This is a genomic window from Oleiagrimonas sp., assembly GCF_027858935.1.
In the GTDB taxonomy this organism is placed as follows: domain Bacteria; phylum Pseudomonadota; class Gammaproteobacteria; order Xanthomonadales; family Rhodanobacteraceae; genus Oleiagrimonas.
In genome coordinates this window covers 1-22,188 of sequence record NZ_JAQIBU010000010.1, presented here as the reverse complement: position 1 = coordinate 22,188, position 22,188 = coordinate 1, and the positions used below count along the sequence as shown (strand labels likewise).

At 64.0% G+C, this 22,188-nt stretch carries 22 protein-coding genes; 5 read left to right on the top strand and 17 right to left on the bottom strand.

What is annotated here, in order from left to right; genetic code table 11:
* The coding region (locus tag PF446_RS00550; RefSeq protein ID WP_298068644.1) for a DUF3488 and transglutaminase-like domain-containing protein at positions 1-1,938 on the top strand (1,938 nt) is incomplete at its 5' end.
* A gap of 44 nt (positions 1,939-1,982) precedes the next feature.
* Positions 1,983-2,603: a Slp family lipoprotein gene (locus PF446_RS00545; protein WP_298068642.1), complete on the top strand. Its 621-nt coding sequence runs from the start codon at positions 1,983-1,985 to the stop codon at positions 2,601-2,603.
* Between the two features lie 60 nt (positions 2,604-2,663).
* Here PF446_RS00545 and PF446_RS00540 read toward each other — a convergent pair whose 3' ends face one another.
* From PF446_RS00540 to efp, 8 genes are all read right to left on the bottom strand, one after another.
* Positions 2,664-4,928, bottom strand: a complete 2,265-nt coding sequence (locus PF446_RS00540) for a thiamine pyrophosphate-dependent enzyme (RefSeq protein ID WP_298068640.1) — start codon at positions 4,926-4,928, stop codon at positions 2,664-2,666.
* A 58-nt stretch (positions 4,929-4,986) separates the two neighbouring features.
* Positions 4,987-6,156 carry an acyl-CoA dehydrogenase family protein gene (locus PF446_RS00535; protein ID WP_298068638.1) on the bottom strand — a complete coding sequence of 390 codons (1,170 nt, stop codon included), beginning with the start codon at positions 6,154-6,156 and terminating at the stop codon, positions 4,987-4,989.
* 89 nt (positions 6,157-6,245) lie between these two features.
* On the bottom strand, positions 6,246-7,211 hold the full coding sequence (gene folE2, locus PF446_RS00530) for a GTP cyclohydrolase FolE2 (RefSeq protein WP_298068636.1): 966 nt from the start codon (positions 7,209-7,211) through the stop codon (positions 6,246-6,248).
* A 116-nt stretch (positions 7,212-7,327) separates the two neighbouring features.
* Positions 7,328-8,170 (bottom strand): phytoene synthase, encoded by an 843-nt coding sequence (locus PF446_RS00525; RefSeq protein WP_298068634.1) that lies wholly within the window; start codon positions 8,168-8,170, stop codon positions 7,328-7,330.
* The gene (gene gph, locus PF446_RS00520; RefSeq protein ID WP_298068632.1) at positions 8,167-8,844 is read right to left on the bottom strand and encodes a phosphoglycolate phosphatase; all 678 of its coding nucleotides are present in this window, start codon (positions 8,842-8,844) and stop codon (positions 8,167-8,169) included. The genes PF446_RS00525 and gph overlap by 4 nt, the downstream gene beginning before the upstream one ends.
* Positions 8,841-9,545: a bifunctional 2-polyprenyl-6-hydroxyphenol methylase/3-demethylubiquinol 3-O-methyltransferase UbiG gene (gene ubiG / locus PF446_RS00515; RefSeq protein WP_298068631.1), complete on the bottom strand. Its 705-nt coding sequence runs from the start codon at positions 9,543-9,545 to the stop codon at positions 8,841-8,843. Before ubiG ends, gph begins: the two co-directional genes overlap by 4 nt.
* 194 nt (positions 9,546-9,739) lie before the next feature.
* Entirely contained in the window at positions 9,740-11,071 is a 1,332-nt protein-coding gene (locus PF446_RS00510) for a TRZ/ATZ family hydrolase (protein WP_298068629.1), read from the bottom strand.
* Between the two features lie 145 nt (positions 11,072-11,216).
* Positions 11,217-11,783, bottom strand: coding sequence for an elongation factor P (gene efp, locus PF446_RS00505; RefSeq protein ID WP_298068628.1), 567 nt, complete (start codon positions 11,781-11,783; stop codon positions 11,217-11,219).
* Between the two features lie 86 nt (positions 11,784-11,869).
* Here efp and epmB point away from each other — a divergent pair, with 86 nt between their 5' ends.
* The 3 genes from epmB (at position 11,870) to PF446_RS14375 (ending at position 15,567) form a co-directional block, all read left to right on the top strand.
* On the top strand, positions 11,870-12,892 hold the full coding sequence (epmB, locus tag PF446_RS00500) for an EF-P beta-lysylation protein EpmB (protein ID WP_298068626.1): 1,023 nt from the start codon (positions 11,870-11,872) through the stop codon (positions 12,890-12,892).
* A 147-nt stretch (positions 12,893-13,039) separates the two neighbouring features.
* Positions 13,040-15,097, top strand: coding sequence for an EAL domain-containing protein (locus PF446_RS00495; protein ID WP_298068624.1), 2,058 nt, complete (start codon positions 13,040-13,042; stop codon positions 15,095-15,097).
* A 20-nt stretch (positions 15,098-15,117) separates the two neighbouring features.
* Positions 15,118-15,567, top strand: a complete 450-nt coding sequence (locus PF446_RS14375; protein ID WP_343224635.1) for an energy transducer TonB — start codon at positions 15,118-15,120, stop codon at positions 15,565-15,567.
* A gap of 422 nt (positions 15,568-15,989) precedes the next feature.
* On the opposite strand, the gene rplS is transcribed toward PF446_RS14375, so the two are convergent.
* The 9 genes from rplS to PF446_RS00445 form a co-directional block, all read right to left on the bottom strand.
* Positions 15,990-16,400, bottom strand: coding sequence for a 50S ribosomal protein L19 (gene rplS / locus PF446_RS00485; protein WP_298068623.1), 411 nt, complete (start codon positions 16,398-16,400; stop codon positions 15,990-15,992).
* Between the two features lie 18 nt (positions 16,401-16,418).
* Positions 16,419-17,195 carry a tRNA (guanosine(37)-N1)-methyltransferase TrmD gene (gene trmD, locus PF446_RS00480; RefSeq protein WP_298068621.1) on the bottom strand — a complete coding sequence of 259 codons (777 nt, stop codon included), beginning with the start codon at positions 17,193-17,195 and terminating at the stop codon, positions 16,419-16,421.
* Positions 17,196-17,275: 80 nt separating this feature from the next.
* Positions 17,276-17,791: a ribosome maturation factor RimM gene (rimM, locus tag PF446_RS00475; RefSeq protein ID WP_298068620.1), complete on the bottom strand. Its 516-nt coding sequence runs from the start codon at positions 17,789-17,791 to the stop codon at positions 17,276-17,278.
* A gap of 2 nt (positions 17,792-17,793) precedes the next feature.
* Positions 17,794-18,045 (bottom strand): 30S ribosomal protein S16, encoded by a 252-nt coding sequence (gene rpsP / locus PF446_RS00470; RefSeq protein WP_298068618.1) that lies wholly within the window; start codon positions 18,043-18,045, stop codon positions 17,794-17,796.
* Between the two features lie 150 nt (positions 18,046-18,195).
* Positions 18,196-19,572 (bottom strand): signal recognition particle protein, encoded by a 1,377-nt coding sequence (gene ffh / locus PF446_RS00465; protein WP_298068616.1) that lies wholly within the window; start codon positions 19,570-19,572, stop codon positions 18,196-18,198.
* A gap of 65 nt (positions 19,573-19,637) precedes the next feature.
* Complete coding sequence (locus PF446_RS00460) at positions 19,638-20,987, bottom strand: alpha/beta fold hydrolase (RefSeq protein WP_298068615.1); 1,350 nt, start codon at positions 20,985-20,987, stop codon at positions 19,638-19,640.
* Between the two features lie 53 nt (positions 20,988-21,040).
* Positions 21,041-21,691, bottom strand: a complete 651-nt coding sequence (locus tag PF446_RS00455) for an SdpI family protein (RefSeq protein ID WP_298068613.1) — start codon at positions 21,689-21,691, stop codon at positions 21,041-21,043.
* Entirely contained in the window at positions 21,688-21,975 is a 288-nt protein-coding gene (locus PF446_RS00450; RefSeq protein WP_298068610.1) for an autorepressor SdpR family transcription factor, read from the bottom strand. Before PF446_RS00450 ends, PF446_RS00455 begins: the two co-directional genes overlap by 4 nt.
* A gap of 19 nt (positions 21,976-21,994) precedes the next feature.
* Positions 21,995-22,188: hypothetical protein (locus PF446_RS00445; RefSeq protein ID WP_298068607.1), on the bottom strand; the 194-nt coding region annotated here is incomplete at its 5' end.

Sequence of the window (22,188 nt, the reverse complement as noted above, 5' to 3'; positions counted from 1 at the left end):
CTGTGCATGACCATGGGCGTGGTGCTGGCCGCGCATGCGCCCCATCTGCCAGTTTGGCTGACGGCTGTACTGGCGATCCTGCTGGCCGGTCGATGGGCACAGCGACGATACCGTGGTGGCCGGGTGTCGTGGCTGCTGCGATTGCCGTTGACCGTGGCGCTGCCGCTGGTCCTGATTGCCCATTACGGCAGCCTTTTCGGGCAGGAACCGGGCAGTGCGCTGGTCGTCGGGATGCTGGTCCTGAAACTACTGGAAGCCGAACGCAGCCGCGATGCGCGCGTCGGGGTGGCCTTTGCGTGTTTCGCGTTGATGAGCGCCCTGCTTTTCAGCCAGACCCTCTTGCCGACGCTGCTGGTCGCCGTGGGGCTGCTGCCGGCCCTGGCCACGCTGAGCGCCCTGGAGCCGGCGCAATCGATGGACGCCTCATGGCGCATGCAGGCTGGCGGAGCGCTGCGGATGGCGTTGTGGGCGGTGCCGTTGGCGCTGATTGCATTCCTGTTCGTGCCTCGCCTGAGCACACCACTGTGGGGCGCGCCCTCGGATGGTCCGGCACGCACCGGCGTATCCGGAAGCATGTCCCCGGGTGATTTCACCCAGTTACTGGTCGACGACACGCCCGCCTTTCGTGTCAGCTTCGACGGACCGCGTCCGCCGCGCATGCAGCGCTACTTCCGCGGCCCCGTGCTGTGGCGGTTTGACGGACGCACCTGGACCACGGCTGCAGATGCCCACGCCGACATACCGGCTCGCATGCGTGGTCCGGTGGAGTCGCTGCAGGCCAAGGGTGGAATCTACAGCTACACCATCAGCCTGCAGCCCACCCATCGACACTGGCTGTTTGCACTGGATACACCGCTGGAACCACCCGGGGGCGCGCATTTCACCTCGGCACGTACCCTGATCAGCCACAACCGGATAAAGGACGGGCGCAATTACCACATGCGCTCAAGTACCCTGCATGTCCTGCAGCCCGAGCTGGATGCCACCACACGGCAACGCGCTCTGCTGCTGCCCGAGGGCTTTGATCCGAAGGCTCGCGCGCTGGCACGAAAATGGCGAAGGCAATACAACGCGCGCCCCCGTGCAATCGTGGATGCGGCGCTTCGGCTGTTCCACAATGGCGGTTTCAGTTACACCCTGACCCCACCCCCGCTGGGGCGTGACAGCGTCGATGATTTCCTGTTCTCCACCCGCCAGGGTTTTTGCGAGCACTACGCCTCGGCCTTCACCTTCCTGATGCGCGCCGCCGGCATACCGGCCCGCGTGGTCACCGGATATCAAGGTGGCTACTGGAATCCGATGGGCCACTACCTGCTGGTTCGCCAGTCCGATGCGCATGCATGGAGCGAGGTCTGGATCAAGGATCAGGGCTGGGTCCGGGTCGATCCGACAGCAGCGGTGCGACCGGAACGCGTGGACGTGGGGGCATCGGCGGCGGCCGGCGCCTCGCGCGAGTGGTACCAGTCCGAATGGATCCAGGGCCTGCGCAACCACTGGGACATCGTCAACCGATGGTGGAATCAGGCCGTGACCGGCTTCAACCACCTGCGCCAGCAATCGTTGCTGAAACCCTTTGGCATCCGCAAGGCCGATACCGGCGCACTCGCCATCGCACTGGCCATCAGTATCAGCATGCTCATGGCCATCGGCCTGGGGCTCGCGCTATGGCGAAAGCCTGCGCGTGATCCCGTGGTGCAGGCCATGCACATCCTGGAGCGTCGCCTGGCACGCGATGGCATTGTGCGCACGCCCAATGAGGGTCATCGTACCTACCTGACACGCGCCGCTGCGGCGTTGCCCGCTCAACGCGAACGCCTGCTGCGCTTGCGGGAGCAGTATCTCGACCTGCGCTATGCACGGCTCGAGGCTGAATCTGAATCAATCCGCAGTTTCACGCGTGCGGTACGGGAATTTTGCCGTCATCGTGTGGTCAAATAATTGTATCCTGCTGCGTGCAGGCCCAATGCTCTCCGGAGGATGTCATGCCACGCTGGAAACTCGCCCTCGTCACCCTTTCCGCTCTGGGACTCGGCGCTTGTGCCACCATCCCCAAGCCACTCACCGGCAGCTTCGCCGCGGTCACCCCGCAAACGGCAAGCGGCGGCGCGGCCAATACGGCGCACGTGCGCTGGGGTGGCCAGATCATCAAGACCGAACCCGCGGATGGACAGACCTGCTTCTACATGCTGGCCTATCCCCTGAACGATCTGGCACGCCCGCAGACCGGGCAATCGAGCATGGGCCGCTTCGTCGCCTGCCACAGTGGCTTCTACGATCCTGAGATCTTCACCAAGGGCCGCGAGGTCACATTCACCGGCACCCTGCATGGCATCATCACGCACAAGGTTGGGACCTACGACTATCCCTATCCGCGCGTCGACGCCAGCACCGTCTACCTGTGGCCCAAGCGACCGCTTTATGTGAGCTATCCGGGGCCGTACTACTCCCCCTTCTATGATCCTTTCTGGGGACCGCCCGGATACTGGGGCGGATACTGGGGTCCGTATTACCGCCCCTATGGCTACTATCCCGAACCGATCATCGTGGCACCAAGGCAGCGCCTGTCCGCGCCTGCCGCAAGAAAAATGTCCGGCGGGAAATAGTCCGCCCAGATCAAGAAAGCCGGCCTGAGGCCGGCTTTCTTGTGCCCATGATGACCCCTGTCATGCCATCTCGGCCGCCGCACGGACCAGGTCCTCTTCTGCGGGCAGGACCTGCAATGCGGCGCCGGCCAGCGGCGTGAACGTATCCGCGCCGCAGACCCGGCGCAACGGCGTGGCGCCGATACCGGCCTCGACCAGCGCCGTGATCACGCCCTCGCCTACACCGCCACTACTGCGCCCCTCGTCGAGCACCAGGATGCGCCGCGCCGTGCGTGACTGATCGGCAATCCACGCCGCATTCAGCGGCACCAGCCAGCGCAGATCGACCACCCGCACCTTCCATCCATGCGCAGCCTCGATGGTCCGTGCAGCACGCAGCGCCATCGGCACGCCGTTGCCATAGGTGATCACGACCAGATCCTCGGCGTCGGGTGCGTACACCCGTCCTTCGCCCAGCGTCATGGCCTTGCCCGGTGCCGGATAGGCAAACTGCCAGGCGCCGTCGCCCGCCTCGTGCAGATCCTTGGTCATGTACAGCGCAATCGGCTCGAGAAATGCGCACACGCGTCCATCCACCTTGGCCAGCGCCATCAGCGTGCGCAGCATGGTGACCGCGTCGTCGCCGCGTGACGGGCAGCCGACCACGAGGCCGGGGATATCGCGCAGGGCGGTAATGGAGTTGTCGTTGTGGAAGTGGCCACCGAATCCCTTCTGGTAACCCAGGCTGGCCACGCGCATCACCATCGGGTTGCGGTACTGGTCGTTGGAGAAGAACTGCAGGCTGGCCGCTTCGCCGCGGATCTGGTCGCAGGCATTGTGCAAATACGCCAGATACTGGATCTCCGGAATCGGCAGGAAGCCCATGTTGGCGTAGCCCTGCGCCAGACCGAGGATGGTGGTCTCGTCCAGCAACGTATTGAACACGCGCGCGCCACGAAAGGCCTTGTAAAGGCCTCGGGTGACCGTGTAGACGCCGCCCTTCTGGGCCACGTCCTCGCCGAAAAGCAGCGCCTGGTCATACTTGGCCATCAACTCGTGTAATGCATGGTTGATCAGGATCGCCATGTGCCGCGGTGGCAGTTTTTCGGGCACCTGCTCCGCGCCGCCATGTACCTGCTCCCGGCGGGCGTCGAAATCCTTGCGCTCGGCCTCCGCTCGCACGGCGTCGGGGGTGTACGGTGCCAGCGGCGCCATGACCTCGTCCAGGGTCTCGAGCTTGGCCATGCCGTCGGCCTTTTCCGCGGCCGCGAAGCAACGCTCACGCATCGATTCATACTGCTCCAGCAGCGCGTCCCGGGTATACAACCCGGACTCCAGCGCAATGGATGCCGTGCGCAGCAACGGATCGTTCGCCTCCAGCGCGACCAGCTCCTCGATCGAGCGCCATTCGATTTCAAAATCGGTGCCCGCATGACCCATCACCCGGGTGGTGTTGAGATGCAGGAAAGTCGGTCTGCGGGTACGCCGGCAATGTTCCACCGCGCGTGCGACACCGGCATAGCCATGTGCCAGGTCCAGCCCGTCGGCATAGAAATAGTCGAGGTTCGAGCGGCGCTGGAAGTTGCTGGCGATCCACCCGCCCGGGGTCTTCACCGAGATGCCGATGCCGTTGTCCTCACACACGAACAGAACCGGACCGGGAAGCTTCTGGTAGGCCGCCCAGGCCGCTGCATTGAATGCGGTCTGCGCAGTGGCATGGTTGGTCGAGGCGTCGCCGAACGAGCAGATGGCGATCGAGTCGTCCGGAATCTGCAGCGGATGGCCCAGCCGCACCGCCTGGTCGATGGCCATGGCGGTACCAAAGGCCTTGGGCAGGTGCGAGGCGATGGTCGAGGTCTGCGGCAGTACCCAGAGCGGCTTGCTGCCCCAGACCTTGTGGCGTCCACCCGAGGCCGGGTCGGCTTTGCTGGCTGCGAACGACAGCGCCGAATCCATGATCGGATCAATGCCCGGCAGCTTGCGCGAACGTTCGGCCATGAACGCGCCCGAGCGGTAATGCAGAAATGCTGGATCGGTGTGCCGGGTCAGCCGCGCCACCATCGCGTTGCCCTCGTGCCCGGACGAGCCAATGGTGTAGAAGACCTTGTTCTTGACCCGCAATACGCGCGCCATCAGGTCCAGGTGGCGGCTGATCAGCTGCGATTCGAGCAGCTCGCGGAAACCGGTGGCGGTGAGCTCGCTGCCGGGACGCACCGGCGCATCGTCGGCCGGAGGCGTTGCCGATTCACCCTGCCAGTGGCGCACGAATTCGGTGAAATTCTGGTCGACGATCTCGGCGCGGTTGAAGCCTTTCTGTCGCGCCGAAATGGAGTTTTTACTGGCCATGGATTGCCTTTTCCGGTAGTACGGCTGCCCGCAGAATGCCGCCTGCGGGTCGCCCGAATCAGAACGCGTTGATGCCGGTCAGTTCGCGCCCGACCACCAGCTGATGCACGGTTTCGGTGCCCTCGTAGGTAATCACCGACTCCAGGTTCAGCGCGTGTCGGATCGGACAATGTTCAGTGGTGATACCGGCACCACCGAGCACGTCGCGGCACTCGCGCGCGATATCGATGGCCATGCGCACGTTGTTCCACTTGGCCAGCGAGACCTGCGTGGGATGCATGTTGCCAGCATCCTTGAGCCGTCCCAGCTGCAGCGACAGCAACTGCGCGGTGGTGACGCGACGGGCCATGTCGGCCAGCTTCAGCTGGATCGCCTGATTGGCACTCAGGGATCGGCCGAACAGCATGCGCTCGGCGCTGTAGTCCAGCACCTCCTTGAGGCATGCCTGGGCCGCGCCGATGGGACCCCAGGTGATGCCGTAGCGTGCCTGGTTCAGGCAGCTCAGCGGGCCCTTGAGTCCCTTCACGTCCGGCAGCATCGCATCCCCCGGCACGCGTACGTTGTCCAGGAACAACGCCGAAGTGACCGATGCGCGAAGGCTCATCTTCTTGTGCACTTCCTGCGCGGTGAAGCCCTTGCTGTCGGTCGGCACGATGAAGCCGCGAATACCGTCGTCGGTCTGCGCCCAGACGATGGCGATGTGGGCCAGGTTGCCATTGGTGATCCACATCTTGGCACCGTTGAGCACCCAGTCCTCACCGTCCTTTTTCGCAACGGTCTTCATGTTGGCCGGGTCCGAGCCGCCGTGCGGCTCGGTCAGGCCGAAGCAGCCGATCACTTCGCCAGCAGCCATCTTCGGCAGGTAATGCTTTTTCTGCGTCTCGCTGCCGAAGGCAAAGATCGGATACATGCACAACGAACTCTGCACCGAGGCGAAGCTGCGCATGCCCGAATCGCCGCGCTCCAGCTCCTGACAGATCAATCCGTAACACACGCTATTCATGCCGGCGCCACCGTAGGCCTCGGGGATGGTCGCGCCAAGCAGGCCCATGCCGGCAATCTCGGAAATCAGCTCGTTGGGAAATCGGCCCTGATCGAAGCAGTCGCCGATGATCGGCAGCACTTTCTCGTCGGTGAAACGGGCAACACTGTCCTGCACCATGCGCTCCTCATCGGTCAGCAGCGCGCGAATGTTGTACAGATCCAGTGGGTTGAGCTTGGCAGCCATGCGGGCTCCGGATAGGGTCGGATAAACGCCTATTGTAGCGTTCCTGAAGCCTGGGCACAGACCGGTGCGTCGAAACGCCGGACCTGCCCCTAAGCGTGGTCGTCGAAGCTGCCGGGCGTGTAGCCGCCCTTGATGCCCTTGCTGGCATAGGCCACAGCGTCGTGCGGGTGCAGGCTTTCATGATGGGCCACGCGCACCGAAAAATCCTGGATGCGCTCGTCGCCTTCCAGCGCAAGCTGGATGCGGCGGGCGGCGTCCTCGCAGAACATCAGGTTCTGACCGTTGGCCAAAGCAAAGGCCTGCTCGTCCTCGCGCTTGACCGCAGTCTGCACCGGCGTGCCCAGCGTATCCTCGACGCGATCAATGATGGACTCCAGGGCAAAACCGAACGACGGCGCCATGCGCACGCGCAGCGTTGCCGTGCTGCGCTGGGCATGCGGCGTGGCCACCATGCCCTGTTCGCTGTCGAGCCAGGCGGCCACTTCCGAATGCCGCAGCGGTCGCGAGGAATCATCGAAATCCAGTGCAAACTGGCGCTGGATCAGCTGGCGCGAAAGCGCCGCGGAGGCTGGGCAGGTCGAGGAATAGACCACTTCCGTGGCCAGCTCGATGTCGATGTCTGCTCCATCCATGGTCGCAGTCACCGTGACCGGATAACTGCGCCATCCACTGTGTCCACTCTTCAGCGCCGGTCGCCTGAGCAGGTGTTCGAACCGGATGCATAGGCGCGCGCGATCGGACAGGTCGGCGTGGGTGTCGAGGAAACCATTCAGGAGCTTGCGCAGCATGCAGGGCGCCAGCGGCTCGGCGGTCAGGGCCTGTTCGACCAGCACATACAGGCGTGACATGTGGATACCGCGCACTTCAGGCTTGTGCAGATTGACGTAGGCATCGACCCGGGCAGACACGCGCTGGGTCACGCCCTCGGCATCGGTCAGCAGCAGCGGCGCCTGGATACCGGCCATGCCGACCCAGTCCAGTGCGCCGGCCACCTGCGCGCGGGCCTGACTGGCCACGTCTGGCATTGCGCGTGCAGTGTTGTCGTCGGTGGCCATGCAGACTCCTTGGAAAAGGGTAGAGGTACGGACGAAAACCACTCCATCCGCAAGACCTTACGCGAAATGGGGACGCTTTGCGCCAGTGCAATGCCGATACGCGGCGAACGCTGCGTTCACTCCTGCGCCGCTCTGCGCCATGCACGCGCGGCGGACCAGGCCCGGAACACGCTGCCTGCGGCGGGACGTGAAAACCCCTTTTGCAAGGCCTGCAGCGGATCATCTGCGCGGCGTGCACGGCACAACAAACGTCTGTTTTCGCGCATGTCCAGTCCACGAAACAGGCTCAGCGGACCCGGCATGCTTGCGGCTTCGCGGTAGCCCTGTTCGATGTCGCAAAGCTGCGCTCGCAGCGCATCTCGACGCGCGCTGCTGTCGTTGCGCAACCCGTCCCGATCCAGGCCGTGTCGCGCCATGCGCGCCATCGGCAACGCAAGACGCTCCCGGTCGGCCCGGAAATCCAGTTGTGCAGCGGCATACAGCAGGTGGTCGAGTGCGGCCACCCGTTCCGCACGGGCAGGAGCACTTCCCGGCCCATACCACCAGAGGGTTTCCAGCCGCGCCAGTGCCCCGTGCAGCCCTTCGGCCTGACCAAGCTGCTGACCGTAGTCCGCGGCTGTGGGCAGATCCTGCTGGCCGAGCGCCGCCTGGACCGGCGCCAGCCAGTGCGCCAGCGTCACCCGTTCTGATTCGCGAGCCGAGAACAGGGCGCGGGTCAGGGGATGCCGGCCACCGCTGGCCGGCGCTCCAGCCAGTTCCTCGGCCCACCAGTTCAGCTTCACCGCAGCCACTTGCGGCTCGCGGACACCATAGGCCGCCTCGATCCATTCGTGTTCCAGCGCGGCCAGGGCCAGGTGTCCGGCATGCTCTGCCTCATCCAGGTAGGGCATGGCCAAACGCTGCGCCGGATGCGTCGCCAGCCATTTGTCCAGATGGCTGCTGAAGGCCGTTTCGCTCACGCGCGTGCCTCCAGACCGAGCAAGGTGATCAACTCTCGCGGCGAATCGACCACGGCATCGGCTTCCCAGGCATGCGGATCACCGCCATCGAGATAGCCCCAGCTGACGGCCACGCTGAACAGGCCAGCCGAGCGTCCGGCCTGCACATCGCGCATGTCATCGCCAACGAATACTGCGCGCTGCGGATCCATGCCGGCGCGCTCACAGGCATGCAGAACCGGCATCGGGTCAGGTTTGCGTTGCGCCAGTGTGTCACCACACACCACCACCGCGGCACGAGCGTACAGCGCCAGTCGCTGCAGCAACGGTTCGGCCAGGAAACCGGCCTTGTTGGTGACGATGCCCCACGGCACCTTCGCCGATTCCAGGGTATCCAGCAGCGTCTCGACACCCGCGAAGGGGTGCGAGTCCCGGCCCATGATGCGGGCATAGAGTTCAAGAAAGCGCGGCAACAGGGTTTCGATCCGATCGTCCCCGGCGCCTTCCAGACCACGCCGGAGCACGGCTCGCGCGCCTCGCGACACCACTTCGCGAACCAGCGCGTAGTCCGGCGGTGTTACGCCTTCCTGCGTGCTCAGCTCGACCAGCGCGGCATACAGGTCCGGCGCACTGTCCAGGAGTGTCCCGTCGAGGTCGAACAGCACACCGGATAGATCGGTCGCCGGCCGTTTCATGTCGGCTTGTGTGCCGAAAGCATATAGTTGACCGAAGTCGAGGACGCCAGGGAAGCTTTTCTTGTCAATGGGTTATAGAACACTCCTTGCACCTCGTCGAGTACAAGGCCGACCTCGCGTGCCATGCGCGACAACTCCGAGGGCCGCAGGAAACGGGCGTAGTGGTGGGTTCCGCGCGGAAGCATCCGCAACATGTATTCGGCAGCCACGATGGCCGCGCCAAAAGCCAACGGCGTGCGGTTGAGTGTGGAAAGGAACAGAGTTCCTCCAGGCTTCAGCATCGCCGCCAGATCGCGCACCAACGCCTCGGGATCGGGCACATGCTCGATCAGCTCCATGCAGCACACTGCATCGAAGCCCTGCGGTTCGGCTGCGGCGAGATCGGCCGAGGACTGCACCCGATAGTCGACCTCCAGGCCGGACTCGAGCAGATGCATGCCGGCCACGCGGATGACGGCCTCGCCAAGATCGACGCCGACCACCTGTGCCCCACCCTGCGCCAGCGCCTCGCTCAGCAGGCCGCCGCCACAGCCGACGTCGGCCACGCGCGCACTGCCAAGATCCAGACGCCGCGCGATGAAGTCCACGCGCACCGGATTGAGGTCATGCAAGGGTCTGGAATCGCCGTCCGGGTCCCACCAGCGCGCGGCCAGCTTGTCGAAACGGGCGATTTCCTCGGGGCTGACATTGGCGCTGGTCATGTTGGTGGTTGTCCGGTCATCAGGGTCACGCGTTGGCGGTTCGATTGCCATCCATCAATACAATGCAGTTTGGGGTGAACACAGCAAAGCCCAACAGATGCGGCAGGTCATGTGCGAGGTTTGCAGAACCGGAATTCTCCGTGTCGGGCTTCGCTGCGCTCACCCAACCTGTCCGGCCAGCCGCGCGGGCCTGCTCAGATGGCCGCGATACGCTCGCGCCAGGATCCCACGCGGCCCAGCAGGTCGGGAATGTCCATGCCGACCAGGACCCGATCGGACAGCTTCCGGCTGCCGGCGATCCATACATCGCTGACCTGATGGCGACCGGTGGCATAGACCAGTTGCGAAGGGATGTTGTACAGCGGATGGGATTCCAGTTCATCCAGACGTATCGCAGCCAGATCCGCCTGTTTGCCCGGCTCGATGGAGCCGATGCTTTCACCCAGACCCATGGCCTTTGCACCGTTCAGCGTCGCCGCCCGCAGGGCAAAGGGCGCGTCGAACGCATCGGCCTTGCGCGCCACGGCCTTGGCCAGCTGCGCGGCGGTACGCATCTCGCCAATCATGTCCAGATCGTTGTTGGATGCGCAACCATCGGTGCCAAGGGCAAGATTCACCCCCGCGGCGCGGAATTGTTCCGCGGGACAGAAGCCGGAGGCCAGCTTCATGTTCGACTCCGGGCAATGCACCACGGATACCGAGGCCTCGGCACAGGCTGCGATCTCGGCATCGGTTACGGCGGTCATGTGCACGGCAATCAGGCGATCGTTGACCAGGCCCATCTTCTGCAGGCGCTGGAACGGGCGTAGCCCGGTGTCGCGCTTGGCATCCTCGACCTCGTGAAGGGTTTCGTGCAGGTGCAGGTGCACCGGAATATCCAGTTGATCGGACAGCACGTGGATCCGCTCGAAGCTGTCGTCGGACACGGTGTAGGGCGCATGGGGCACGAAGGCCGTGCTCAGCAGGGTCTCGCCACGCAGGGCATCGTGCACGGTCAGCGCCCGCTCGAAGTATTCGTCGCGGGTCTTGGCCCAGGGACTGGGAAACTCGATCACCGGCAGTCCGACCACCGCACGGAAGCCGTGCCGCTTGTAGGTGGCAGCAATGGCATCCGGAAAGAAATAGTTCTCGTTGGCGCAGGTCGTGCCACCGCGCAGCATTTCGGCAATTGCCAGTTCCACCCCGTCGCGGATGAATTCCGGCCCCATCACCTTGCCCTCGACCGGCCAGATGTGTTCCTCCAGCCAGGTCATCAGGGGCAAGTCGTCAGCTAGGCCACGCAGCAACGTCATCGGGTTGTGCGTGTGCGCGTTGACAAGGCCGGGGATCAGGGCGTGTTTCTCCAGCCGCACGGTTTCCTTCGGCACAAAAACCTTGCGCGCCTCATCGATCGGCAACAAGGCCACGATGGCGCTGTCCTCTACGGCGACGGCGTGTCGCTCCAGCACCACGCCATGTGGCTCCACCGGGATCACCCAGCGGGCCTCGATCAACAGGTCGACCTTTTGCGGTGCGGATGGGTTCACTAGCGTCTCTCTGTGCGTCGTCTGGTTGGGATCAACCACCCGGCAGGCACCGGGAGGACTGTTGCGGGGCCGCCAGTGCACGCGCGGCCATCGGCACACGCATGTCGCGGCGGCCTGCCACGGACGCGGCCCGCGGCCAGTTGCATCACTTCACGCGGCTGACGTACTCGCCGCTGCGGGTGTCGACCTTGATCATCTCGTCCTGGCCCACGAACAGCGGCACGCGAACGACCGCACCTGTCTCCAGCGTGGCCGGCTTGCCGCCGCCGCCGGAGGTGTCGCCACGCACGCCGGGATCGGTCTCGGTGATCTTCAGCTCGACGAAATTGGGCGGGGTCACCGACAGCGGAGCGCCATTCCACAACGTGACCACGCAATCCTCCTCGCCCTTGAGCCACTGCGCGGTATCGCCGACGGCATTTTTGTCCGCCTGGTGCTGTTCGAAGGTGTTGGGTTCCATGAAGTGCCAGAACTCGCCGTCCGTGTAAAGAAACTGCATGTCCGTATCCATCACGTCCGCACCTTCGACGGTCTCGTTGGCCTTCAGGGTCTTTTCGACCACGCGTCCGTTCCTGAGGTTGCGGATCTTGATACGAGTAAAGGCCTGGCCTTTGCCCGGCTTGATGAAGTCGGCGTCGACGATCGTGTAAGGGTCGCCATCGATCAGGATCTTCAACCCGTTCTTGACATCATTCAGACCATAACTGGCCATGCGGTTGCTCCGATACGAAAAAGCCGCGCAACGCGGCTACAATTGAGCTTTCGAGCGACGCGCAATACGCCGCCCCCAGACCCATCATGATAACTGCAAGCAGCCCCCTCGCGCAGCAATCGCATGCATCTCCGGACTGGCGCCGGCTTTGGCGCGAGGCGATCACGGACGCGCATGAATTGCTTGCAGTGCTGGGCCTGGAGCCACTGGCAGACCATCTCGCGCCGCAGGATGCAGGCTTTTCACTGCGGGTGCCCCGAGGCTTTGTGGCGCGCATGCGACCGGGTGATCCAGGCGACCCCCTGCTGCTTCAGGTACTTCCGCAACTGGCCGAACTGGACGCGGTCCCGGGATTCACGAAAGACGCCGTCGGCGACCTCGCGTCCCGTGCCGCGCACGGCGTGCTGCACAAGTACCATGGCCGCGCACTTCTGATCGCCAGCGGGACCTGCGCGATCAATTGCCGCTATTGTTTCCGGCGCCATTTCCCCTACGGCGAGGATATCGCCGCGGCCTCGGGTTGGCGCGAGGCCATCGAGTACGTGCGCGGCCAGGAGGACGTCGAGGAGCTGATCCTGTCAGGCGGCGATCCACTGGCACTGTCCACGCCCAAGCTGCAGCAACTGACCGACCAGTTGCATGCATTGCCGCATGTGCGCACCTTGCGCCTGCACACCCGGCTGCCGGTCGTGCTGCCAGAGCGTATCGACGATGAGTTCATGCAATGGTTCGCTCCCCTTGCATTGCACAAGGTGGTGGTCCTGCATGCCAATCATGAGCGTGAACTGAATGCGTCCGTGGCCAGGGCCTGCGCGCGTCTGCGCGACTGTGGTGCCACGCTATTGAACCAATCGGTGTTGCTGCGCGGCATCAATGACGATGCCCGGACCCTGGTCGCATTGTCCCGCCGCCTGTTCGCATGCGGCGTACTGCCGTACTATGTACACCAGCTGGATCGGGTCCAGGGAGCTGCGCATTTCGAGGTATCCGACGCCAATGCAACTGGCATCATCGAGGACATGCGTGCGCACCTGCCTGGATACCTCCTGCCGCGCCTGGTCCGCGAGGTCGCAGGGGATGCTGCAAAACGACCGATACGGACCTTGTGACGCCGTGCTCAACAGCAAGTGCCATCGATCCATAGTGTTGGCATGACAATGCCCGGGCCCGCTGGAAATGCCCTGGTGAATGGAGTAAAAACAAATCCATGATGCGCTGCCGCACTACGCACGCATCCCCCACGGACCCGTCTTCGCATGAAGCAAAACGACGTCATCCGAATTCTTTTCATCGAGGACTCGGTGGAAAACGCCGAGCAGATCATCAGTCTGTTGCGCAACAACGGCACCGCCGTGCGCCCGGCCCAGGCCACCAATGAAGCCCAGCTGGAAAGCGCGCTGCAGGAGCTTTCTCCGGACGTGGTTCTGGTCAACCCCACGGTCGAGGACATCGAGATATCCACGGTTTCCCGGCACCTGGAAGCCACGGGCAAGGACTTCGCCCTGATCGGTATCGTCACCGAGATCAGCAACCGCCTGGTGGCCCAACTGTTTGCTTCCAAGGTTCGCAGCATTGCCCTGCGCGACGAGCCGGACCAGGTGCTGATGGTCATCCAGCGCGAGTTCGAGGCCTTGCGCACGCGTCGTTCAGTCCGTCAGCTGGAAGCCACGCTGCGCGAATCCGAACGCCGCTGCGACGCTTTGCTCGACTCCTCCCGCGACGCGATTGCATACGTGCATGAAGGCATGCATGTACGCGCCAACCGTGCCTATCTCGAGATGTTCGGCTACGAGAACTTCGAGGACATCGAGGGGCTGACGCTGCTGGACATGGTTTCGGGGGACAATGCCGATGACTTCAAGGACCTGCTCAAGCGCCTGTCGCGTGGCGAAAAACCGCCCAAGCGCGTGGAGCTCAAGGCCATCAGCGGCGTCGGCGATCGATTTGATGCCACCGCGGAGTTCGCACAGGCCACATTCGAGGGTGAGCCCTGCCTGCAGATCATCTTCCATCGCAAGACTGTCAATGCCGAACTGGTCGAGCAACTGCAACGCGACAGCGCCACCGGCATGTTCAACCGTTCACGCATGCTGGAGCTGATCGAGGACGCGATCGGCGATGCCGCCAAGGGCGCCACCAGCCAGGCTCTGCTGTTGATTGAACCGGACAACTGGACCTCCATTGTCGAGGGCATCGGCCTGGCCAATACCGACGCACTGATGGCCGCCCTGGCCGCACGCGTCGATCGCCATCTCGAAGACGAGCAGATTGCCGGGCGCCTCGGCGACCACACGCTGGGCGTGTTGCTGAGCCATCGCACCGACAGCCAGGTGCAGGCGCTGGTGGCTGCCCTTCTGGATGTCGGCAATGAAGGCATCATCGAAGCTGGACAGAACACCATCACCCTGAGCGTCAGCATCGGCGGCGCGCTGCTGGGCGAGAAAAACGCCAATACCCGTCAACTGCTCGAGCAAGCCGGCAATGCCCTGCACAGTGCGCAGACACAGGGCGGACAGCAAAGCGAGATCTACGATCCGGCAGCCACCGAGAAGGAAGAGGCCGCGCGCGAACAGCACTGGCTGGCGCTGGTCGAGCGTGCGCTGGAAAACGACAGCTTCATCCTCTACCACCAGCAGATCATCAGCCTGCAGGACGCCGAAGGGGAGCATTCCGAAATCCTGCTGCGCATGAACGGCCCCAATGGCGAAGTGCTGCCCCGCTACTTCCTGCCTGTTGCAGAGCGCAACGGCCTGATGCCGAAAATCGACCGCTGGGTTCTGAGGCAGGTCATCGACATGCTGGCCGAACGGTCCCGTGAAAAACAGATCTCGACCTTTTTCGTCAAACTCTCCCCGCAGTCGCTGCAGGACGATAGCCTGATGCCGTGGCTGTCCGAACGCATCAGCGAAGCCGCGCTGCGTCCGGGCTCGCTGGTCCTGGAAATGCCCGAGAGCAAGGTGTTGACCACGCTCAAACCGGCGCAGGACTTTGTCGAGGCCCTGAAGAAAACGGGTGCGCAATTCGCGCTGGAGCAGTTCGGCTCGGGACTCAATTCCTTCCAGGTGCTCAAGCATGTGGATGCCGACTACCTGAAGATCGACCGCAGCTTCATGTCCAAGCTCACCGAGAACCCGGAAAACCGCGACAAGATCGCCGAGATCTGCATCAAGGCCAGGGAAGCCGGCAAGCTGACGGTCGCCGAGTGGGTCGAGGATGCAGCCAGCACGCCGATGCTGTTCGCCTGCGGCGTGGACTTTGTGCAAGGCAACTTCCTGCAGGAACCGGAAAAGATCGTCGCCTACGACCTGGCCTGATCCGCGACTCCCGCTCACGGATGCGGATATCCGACATACCGCCAGGACACCGTCACTCCAGGCGCACGCGACTCATGTTCCGGTCGCTGGCGGCGATACTGTTCCTGCTGTGGGTGCCGAGCATGTTGCCGACGTCAGCCATGCCGGATACGCAAGGCAAGGCATCGCCGCCGCCGCCCATGATGCCCGGGCACCAGATTCTTCGAGAATTGCGTCTCGTGCACTACGTCCCTCCCATCCATCCCTTGCACGCTCGCCAACATCACGTCGAAGGGACCATCATGCTCAAACTTGAGATCAACACCCAGGGCAAGGTTGTCGAGATCGAGCCGCCACGGGGTGACGCACCGGACGAACTGGTCCAGGCCGCCATCACGGCAGCCCGTCAGTGGCGCTTCGAACCGGCCATCAACCGTTTGCACGAGAAGACGGGCTGCTGGGCGCAGATCCCCGTCGCATTTCAACTTTAACGCCGCTGATCTTCATTCCACCTCTCGCACTGCAGGCGCAATCGGCGTCGGGCAGCGACCGCATGATCCGCATACCGGCCGCGATGAAGTATCCGGCCGACGCGCTCAAGAACCACCTCGAAGGCACGCTGGTGCTCCGGGTCAAGGTCGGTCGCGACGGCAAGGTCCTGAAGGTCGAGCCTCTACCGGGCAAGGCCGACGCCTCGCTGGTAGCTGCGGTGGTCAGCACCACCAGCCAGTGGCGTTTCAGTCCCACCGTCGATGCCAATGGCGCGCCGACCAGCGCCTGGGTCAGGGTACCGATCAAGTTCGCGATGGATCCTCCCCAAACGAAGAATTGGTCCGTTACAAACACACACGCACGAAAAGGCCGCGCAGGGCGAACCTGCGCGGCCTTTTTGCATGCTTGCGTGAAGCGCGTCTTACTCGGAAGCGGCTTCTGCGGCAGACGCGGCAGCCTTGGCCTTTGCCTTGATGGCCTGGGCGGCGGCGATGTCTTCCTTGATGCGGGCGGCCTTTCCTTCAAGACCACGCAGGTGGTACAGCTTGGCGCCACGCACCTTGCCCTTGCGCTTGACCTCGACCGAATCGATCTGCGCGCTATGCGCCTGGAACACGCGCTCGACGCCGGTACCGTGGGAAATCTTGCGCACGGTGAAAGCCGAATGCAGGCCGCGGTTGCGCTTGGCGATGACGACACCCTCGAACGCCTGCAGGCGCTCGCGGTTGCCTTCATTCACCTTCACGTTCACCACGATCGTGTCGCCGGTACCGAAGTCCGGCAGCGTACGGGTCATCTGCTCGGATTCGAACTGTTCAATGATGTTGTTCATGGCATACCACCGATGGTTTCAGTCCTGGAGCCCGGTCCCGGCCTCAAGGTGTAGTGCCGCGAAATACTCGCGGCGGAATTCATCCAGCAACGCACGTGAGGAAGGATCCAGCGTGCATTGCGACAGCAGGTCTGGTCGTCGCAACCAGGTCCGCCCCAACGACTGCTTCAGGCGCCAGCGGCGTATGGCCGCGTGATCGCCACCCAACAGCACCGGCGGCACCGTCCCCAGCACATCCTCGACCGGACGCGTGTAATGGGGGCAGTCCAGCAAGCCCTCCGAGAAGGAATCCTGCTGCGCCGATTGCGCATCGTTCAATGCGCCTTCCTGCAACCGGCCCACGGCATCGATCAGGACTGCCGCAGCCAGCTCGCCTCCGGAAAGCACATAGTCGCCGATGGAAATTTCCTCGTCGACTTCGTGTTCCAGCAGACGTTCGTCCACGCCCTCGTAGCGCCCGCACAGAAGAGTGATGCGCGGCTTCGCAGCCAGCGCTTCGACCCGTTTCTGCGTCAGCCGCGCTCCCTGCGGACTGAGGTAGATGACATGCGCCGGTTCATCCGACGCCTTGCGCAGCGCGCCCAGCAGGTCGCGCAGCGGTTCGATCATCAGCACCATGCCCGGACCGCCACCAAAGGTGCGTCCGTCCACGGTGCGGTAGTTGTCATAGGCGTATTCACGCGGGTTCCAGGTTTCCACCTGCAACAGGCCGCGCTCCTGTGCGCGCCCGACCACGCCGACCTCGCTGGACTGCCTGACGAAGTCGGGAAACAGCGTGATGACGTCGATCCGCATGTTGCCCACCGTCCGGCAGCCGTGATGCCGCCTTCTACCGCGAGCCCCGGCCATCTGACCGCGGCTCATGAAACCCTTGCCTAGAACTCCGGATCCCAGTCGACATCCATGCGTCCTGCATCGAGATCGACCCGGGTCACGTAGTCCCCCGGCACGAATGGAACCAGATGTTCCCTGCCCCCGCCGCGCACCACGACCACGTCGTTTGCGCCGGTGGCGAACAGATGATGTACGCGTCCCAGCAAGACATCCTGTCCGGTATAGACCTCAAGACCCTCGAGATCGCACCAGTAATATTGATCCGGCTCGGGATCCGGCAACGCTTCGCGTGCAACGAGGATTTCGCAGCCGACCCAGTCACGGGCCGTTTCGCGATCCTCGACGCCAGGCAGGGTGGCAATCATGCCCTTGCCCTGCTCGCGACCGATCACCCCGACCATTTCCGATGCCTGACCCGGCGCTTTGACAAGCAGCCAGGGCTGGTAATCGAAGATGCGCGTGCGCGGCTCGGTCCATGATTCCAGCTTGACCGCGCCGTTCACGCCCGACAGCCCGACGATGCGTCCCACCGGGACACGTCGCTCGGAGCCGGTCATGCTCAGGCCGCCTGCTTGTCGGCTTCCTTGACCAGCGCGCGCACCTTGTCGGACATCTGTGCGCCCTTGGCCACCCAGGCCTTGGCCTTGTCCACGTTCAGCTCCAGGCGCTTGTCCGCACCGGAAGCGACCGGGTTGTAGTAGCCCAAACGCTCAATGTTGCGGCCGTCGCGCTTGTTGCGCTGATCGGTCACGACGATGTGATAGAACGGACGGCCCTTGGCGCCGCCGCGCGCAAGACGAATCTTAACCATTGATCTGAACTCCGAAGACGCCGGGTACCCGGCCGACGCACGCGACGGTGCGTGGTAAACGGGGCATTTTAGCGGAAAAACGAGAAAAAGAAAGGGCTGAAACAAAGGAATGTGCCTGCGGGCGAGCATCGACCCTGCATCACGGCCGGCTCAGCGCATCGGCGGCATGCCACCACCGCCCATGCCCTTCATGGCGCCGCGCATCTGCCGCATCATGCCCTTGCCTTTGCCCTTGCCGAACTTGGACATCATTTTCGACATCTGCATGTATTGCTTGAGCAGACGATTGACGTCCGCCGGTTGCGTGCCCGAACCGCGCGCGACGCGCGCCTTGCGCGAGCCCTTGAGCAGGTCCGGGTGGCGGCGTTCCTTCAGGGTCATGGAGTTGATGATGGCGATCATCCGCTTGACCTCGCCGTCGCTGGCCTTGCTCTTGACCGCGTCCGGCAGCTTGCCCATGCCGGGCATCTTGTCCATCAGGCCGGCAAGACCACCCATGTTGATCATCTGCTCGAGCTGGTCGCGCATGTCGACCAGATCGAAGCGCTTGCCCTTCATCACCTTGCTGGCCAGCTTGTGGGCCTTTTCCTGGTCGACCTTGCGTTCGACTTCCTCGACCAGGCTCAGCACATCGCCCATGCCGAGGATGCGCTGCGCGACACGGTCGGGGTGGAAGGGCTCCAGCGCGTCGGTCTTTTCGCCGGCGCCGAGGAACTTGATCGGATGACCGGTGATGTAACGCACCGAGAGTGCCGCGCCACCGCGGGCATCGCCGTCGGTCTTGGTCAGCACCACGCCGGTAAGCGGCAGTGCATCAGCGAAGGCCTTGGCGGTATTGGCCGCATCCTGTCCGGTCATGGCATCGACCGTGAACAGCGTCTCGATCGGATCCAGTGCCGCGTGCAGCTTCTGGATCTCATCCATCATCTGCGCATCGACATGCATGCGGCCGGCGGTGTCGACGATCAGTACGTCGGCCACTTCACGCCTGGCCGCCGCCACCGCGTCGCGGGCGATGGCGACCGGATCCTGCCCGGCTGCGGAAGGAAAGAACGCCACCCCAACCTGCCCGGCAAGGGTCTTGAGCTGCTCGATGGCGGCGGGACGATACACGTCGCAGCTGACCACCATCACCTTCTTCTTGTGACGCTCGGTGAGCAGACGCGCCAGCTTGGCCACGGTGGTGGTCTTGCCGGCGCCCTGCAGGCCCGCCATCAGCACCACGGCGGGCGGCTGCGCCGACAGGTTCAACTCGGCATTGGTGGCACCCATCAGCGTGGTCAGCTCGTCACTGACCACTTTCACCAGGGCCTGGCCCGGGGTCAGGCTCTTGTGCACTTCCTGCCCCACGGCGCGGGACTTCACGCGCTGGATCAGCGCCTGCACCACGGGCAGGGCGACATCGGCCTCGAGCAATGCGATACGCACTTCACGCAGGCTTTCCTGGATATTGGCCTCGCTCAGGCGACCGCGACCACGCAGGCGCTGGACGGTGGAGGACAGGCGTTGGCTCAGGGATTCGAACATGAGACGGTCAAAAGGATGAAGAGCGTACAAGTATAGCCGACACGGTGGCGCCACCGCTGAGGCGATCAGCGCGTTCGGGCCGCCGGCTGTGCCTTGATCCAGGCCGCGATGTCGTTGATGACGTGTCCGTCGACGTGGGCCGCCCGGGTGTAGTCGGCGATCGTTCCCGTGCTTCCGGCGGGCATGAACAGATGGCTCAGGCGTGGATATTCGTGCAGCGTCACCCGTGGGTCGTGCGCGAAGATCTTCTTCCACTGCGCGAAGTCCCGGCTGGGCGATACCTGGAAATCCGCCCCGCCCTGCAGGATCAGCATCGGCATGGACAGCGCCCTGGCCACGGCGAGCTGGTCATAGCCGTGCAGGCTCATCCAGTAGCCTTGTGGGACATGCATGAAACTGCCCGTTGGAGGATGCCCCGGCGCTGCGGCGTCCAGCGCCTTGCGCTCCCGGGTGATGGCCTGCTCCATGGTCGCGATCTTGTGCTTGGATTCACCCGCGCGTGTGGCCTGCTCGCGCACCTGTTGGGCAAGTACCGCAAGCAGCGAACGGGCCGGCGCCGCCATCAGCACCAGGCCCGCCAGCGTCGGATCACGCCTGCCGATACGTGGCGCCATCATCGCGCCCAGGCTGTGTCCGAGAACGAACACACGCTGCGGGTCGATATCCGCGGTCCCGGCCAATTGATGCACAGCGGTCAGCGCATCGTCGGTGACCACATCGTCGATGGTCATGGTGCTGTCCGCCGCTGCCATCTTCGCGCCGTAGGCAAAGGTGCGCTTGTCATATCGCAGCGACGCGATGCCATCTGCAGCCAGGCCGCGCGCGATGTCGCGCAACGGCTTGTTCGGGCCGATGGTCTCGTCGCGGTCGTGGGCCCCGGACCCGGCGACCAGGACCACTGCCGCGAACGGACCTTTTTCGTGCGGCAAGGTCAGCGTCGCTGGGAGCGGCCCCAGCGGCGAAGCGACCTGGGTCGGTATGCTGACGCCCCAGGGACCGGAAAGCATCTTGCGTGCGGTTTTCGCTGTCGCTCCCGTCGGTGCCTTGCCGGGCAGGAAGCGCAAGCCGGAGACTTCCATCTTCGTATTGCAGCCTACGTGCATGTCCAGCCAGCCCTGCGCGAAATGCAGCGGTGTGACCACCACGCCGGAGGGTTCGCTGTGTGCTGCCTGGCCGGCAGCCTTCGGATCATAGGCGCCGAACTGCAACGGCAGCATCGTTTCCCAGACCGCCTTGAGCTTGTCGGCGGGCAGCGCGGCCTTGACCTGCGGGTCGAAAAGCGTGGTCGCTGCCGCGTAGTGCCGGGCCTCGAGCGCGACCAGGAGGTCGTGCGACCGCTGCACGCAGGTCGTGCCGCCCAGGGCCCATGCAGGTGTCGTGAACAGGATCGTCACGATCCATGGCAAACGCTTCATGATTTTTCTCCATACGGGATGACCGCGCATGAGCGGTCGACATGCGGCCCACATCAAGCCTCCGGCGGACCTTCCACCCGCCGGTAGATCACGAACGAATACACGACCGGAATCAGCGCCGCTGCGAGGATGCATGCGATGCCAAACCAGAACCCGAGCCCGAGGGCTGTTCCCGCCAGTACGAACAGCCCGGCCAGCACGAACAGCTTGCCGCCCAGCCGATGGGTCCGCTCCCAGGTTGCCTCGCTGGCGAGGGTCCAGGGGGTACGGATGCCGATGAAGAAATTGCGCCGCAGCTTGCCCATGTAGTTGCCCAGCACCGTCATCAGGGCGCCCATGCCCAGCATGGCTATCCGCGGCATGGGCAAGGCGTAGCCCGCGCCTGCCAGCAGCATGCACACGCCCACCACCAGCACGAAGCCCTGGATGGCCAGCATCAGCCCCATGTACACCTGTACGAACGGTCCGATGCGGAACCGGTTCGGCGAGATCACCGGCAGCAGCCAGGTCAGCACCGCGAGTGCCAGCACGCTGAGCGACGGAAACGCCGCAGCCCAGAACCTCGGCATGTGGCCATCGACCTGACCGGACACATTCCAGTGCGAAGGCACCTGTGCAGGCAGACGCGGCCACAGCCACGCGGCAACCACCACGCCGATCATCATGAAGGCCGCAGAGACCAGCAGGCCACGATTGAATTTCATGCGTTGTCTCCCGGGCTGCCCCGATGCCGGAACAGGTCGAACAGCACGCGTGCGAAATCCTCGAACACGGTGCTGTTGAGCGAATACACGATGAACTGTCCACGCCGCTCCGTGCGCACCAGGTCGGCACGCTTGAGCACGGCGAAGTGATGCGAGAGCGACGCCGAGGTGATGGTGAAGGCCTGGCCGATCTCGCCCGCGGTCAAGGCGCCCTCCTGCAGTCGCTTGAGGATCGCCCGTCGGGTCGGGTCGGCCATGGCCTTGAACACTTCCTGCTGCTTCATGGAGAGGTGTCACGCGTCATCATGTGTAGATATTTAGACAAATATCAAAATTCTGCAAGTCCCATGGCCAGAACGCGACCGGCTGCGGCAAATCGAACGATGCATTCACCTGTGACGTGCGCCTGTGCGACACTTGCGCGTCATGTTCGTCACAATCGCCAGCCTGTTTGCCATCGCCCTGTATCTGGCCGCCGCCGGCGCGCTGGGTCGACC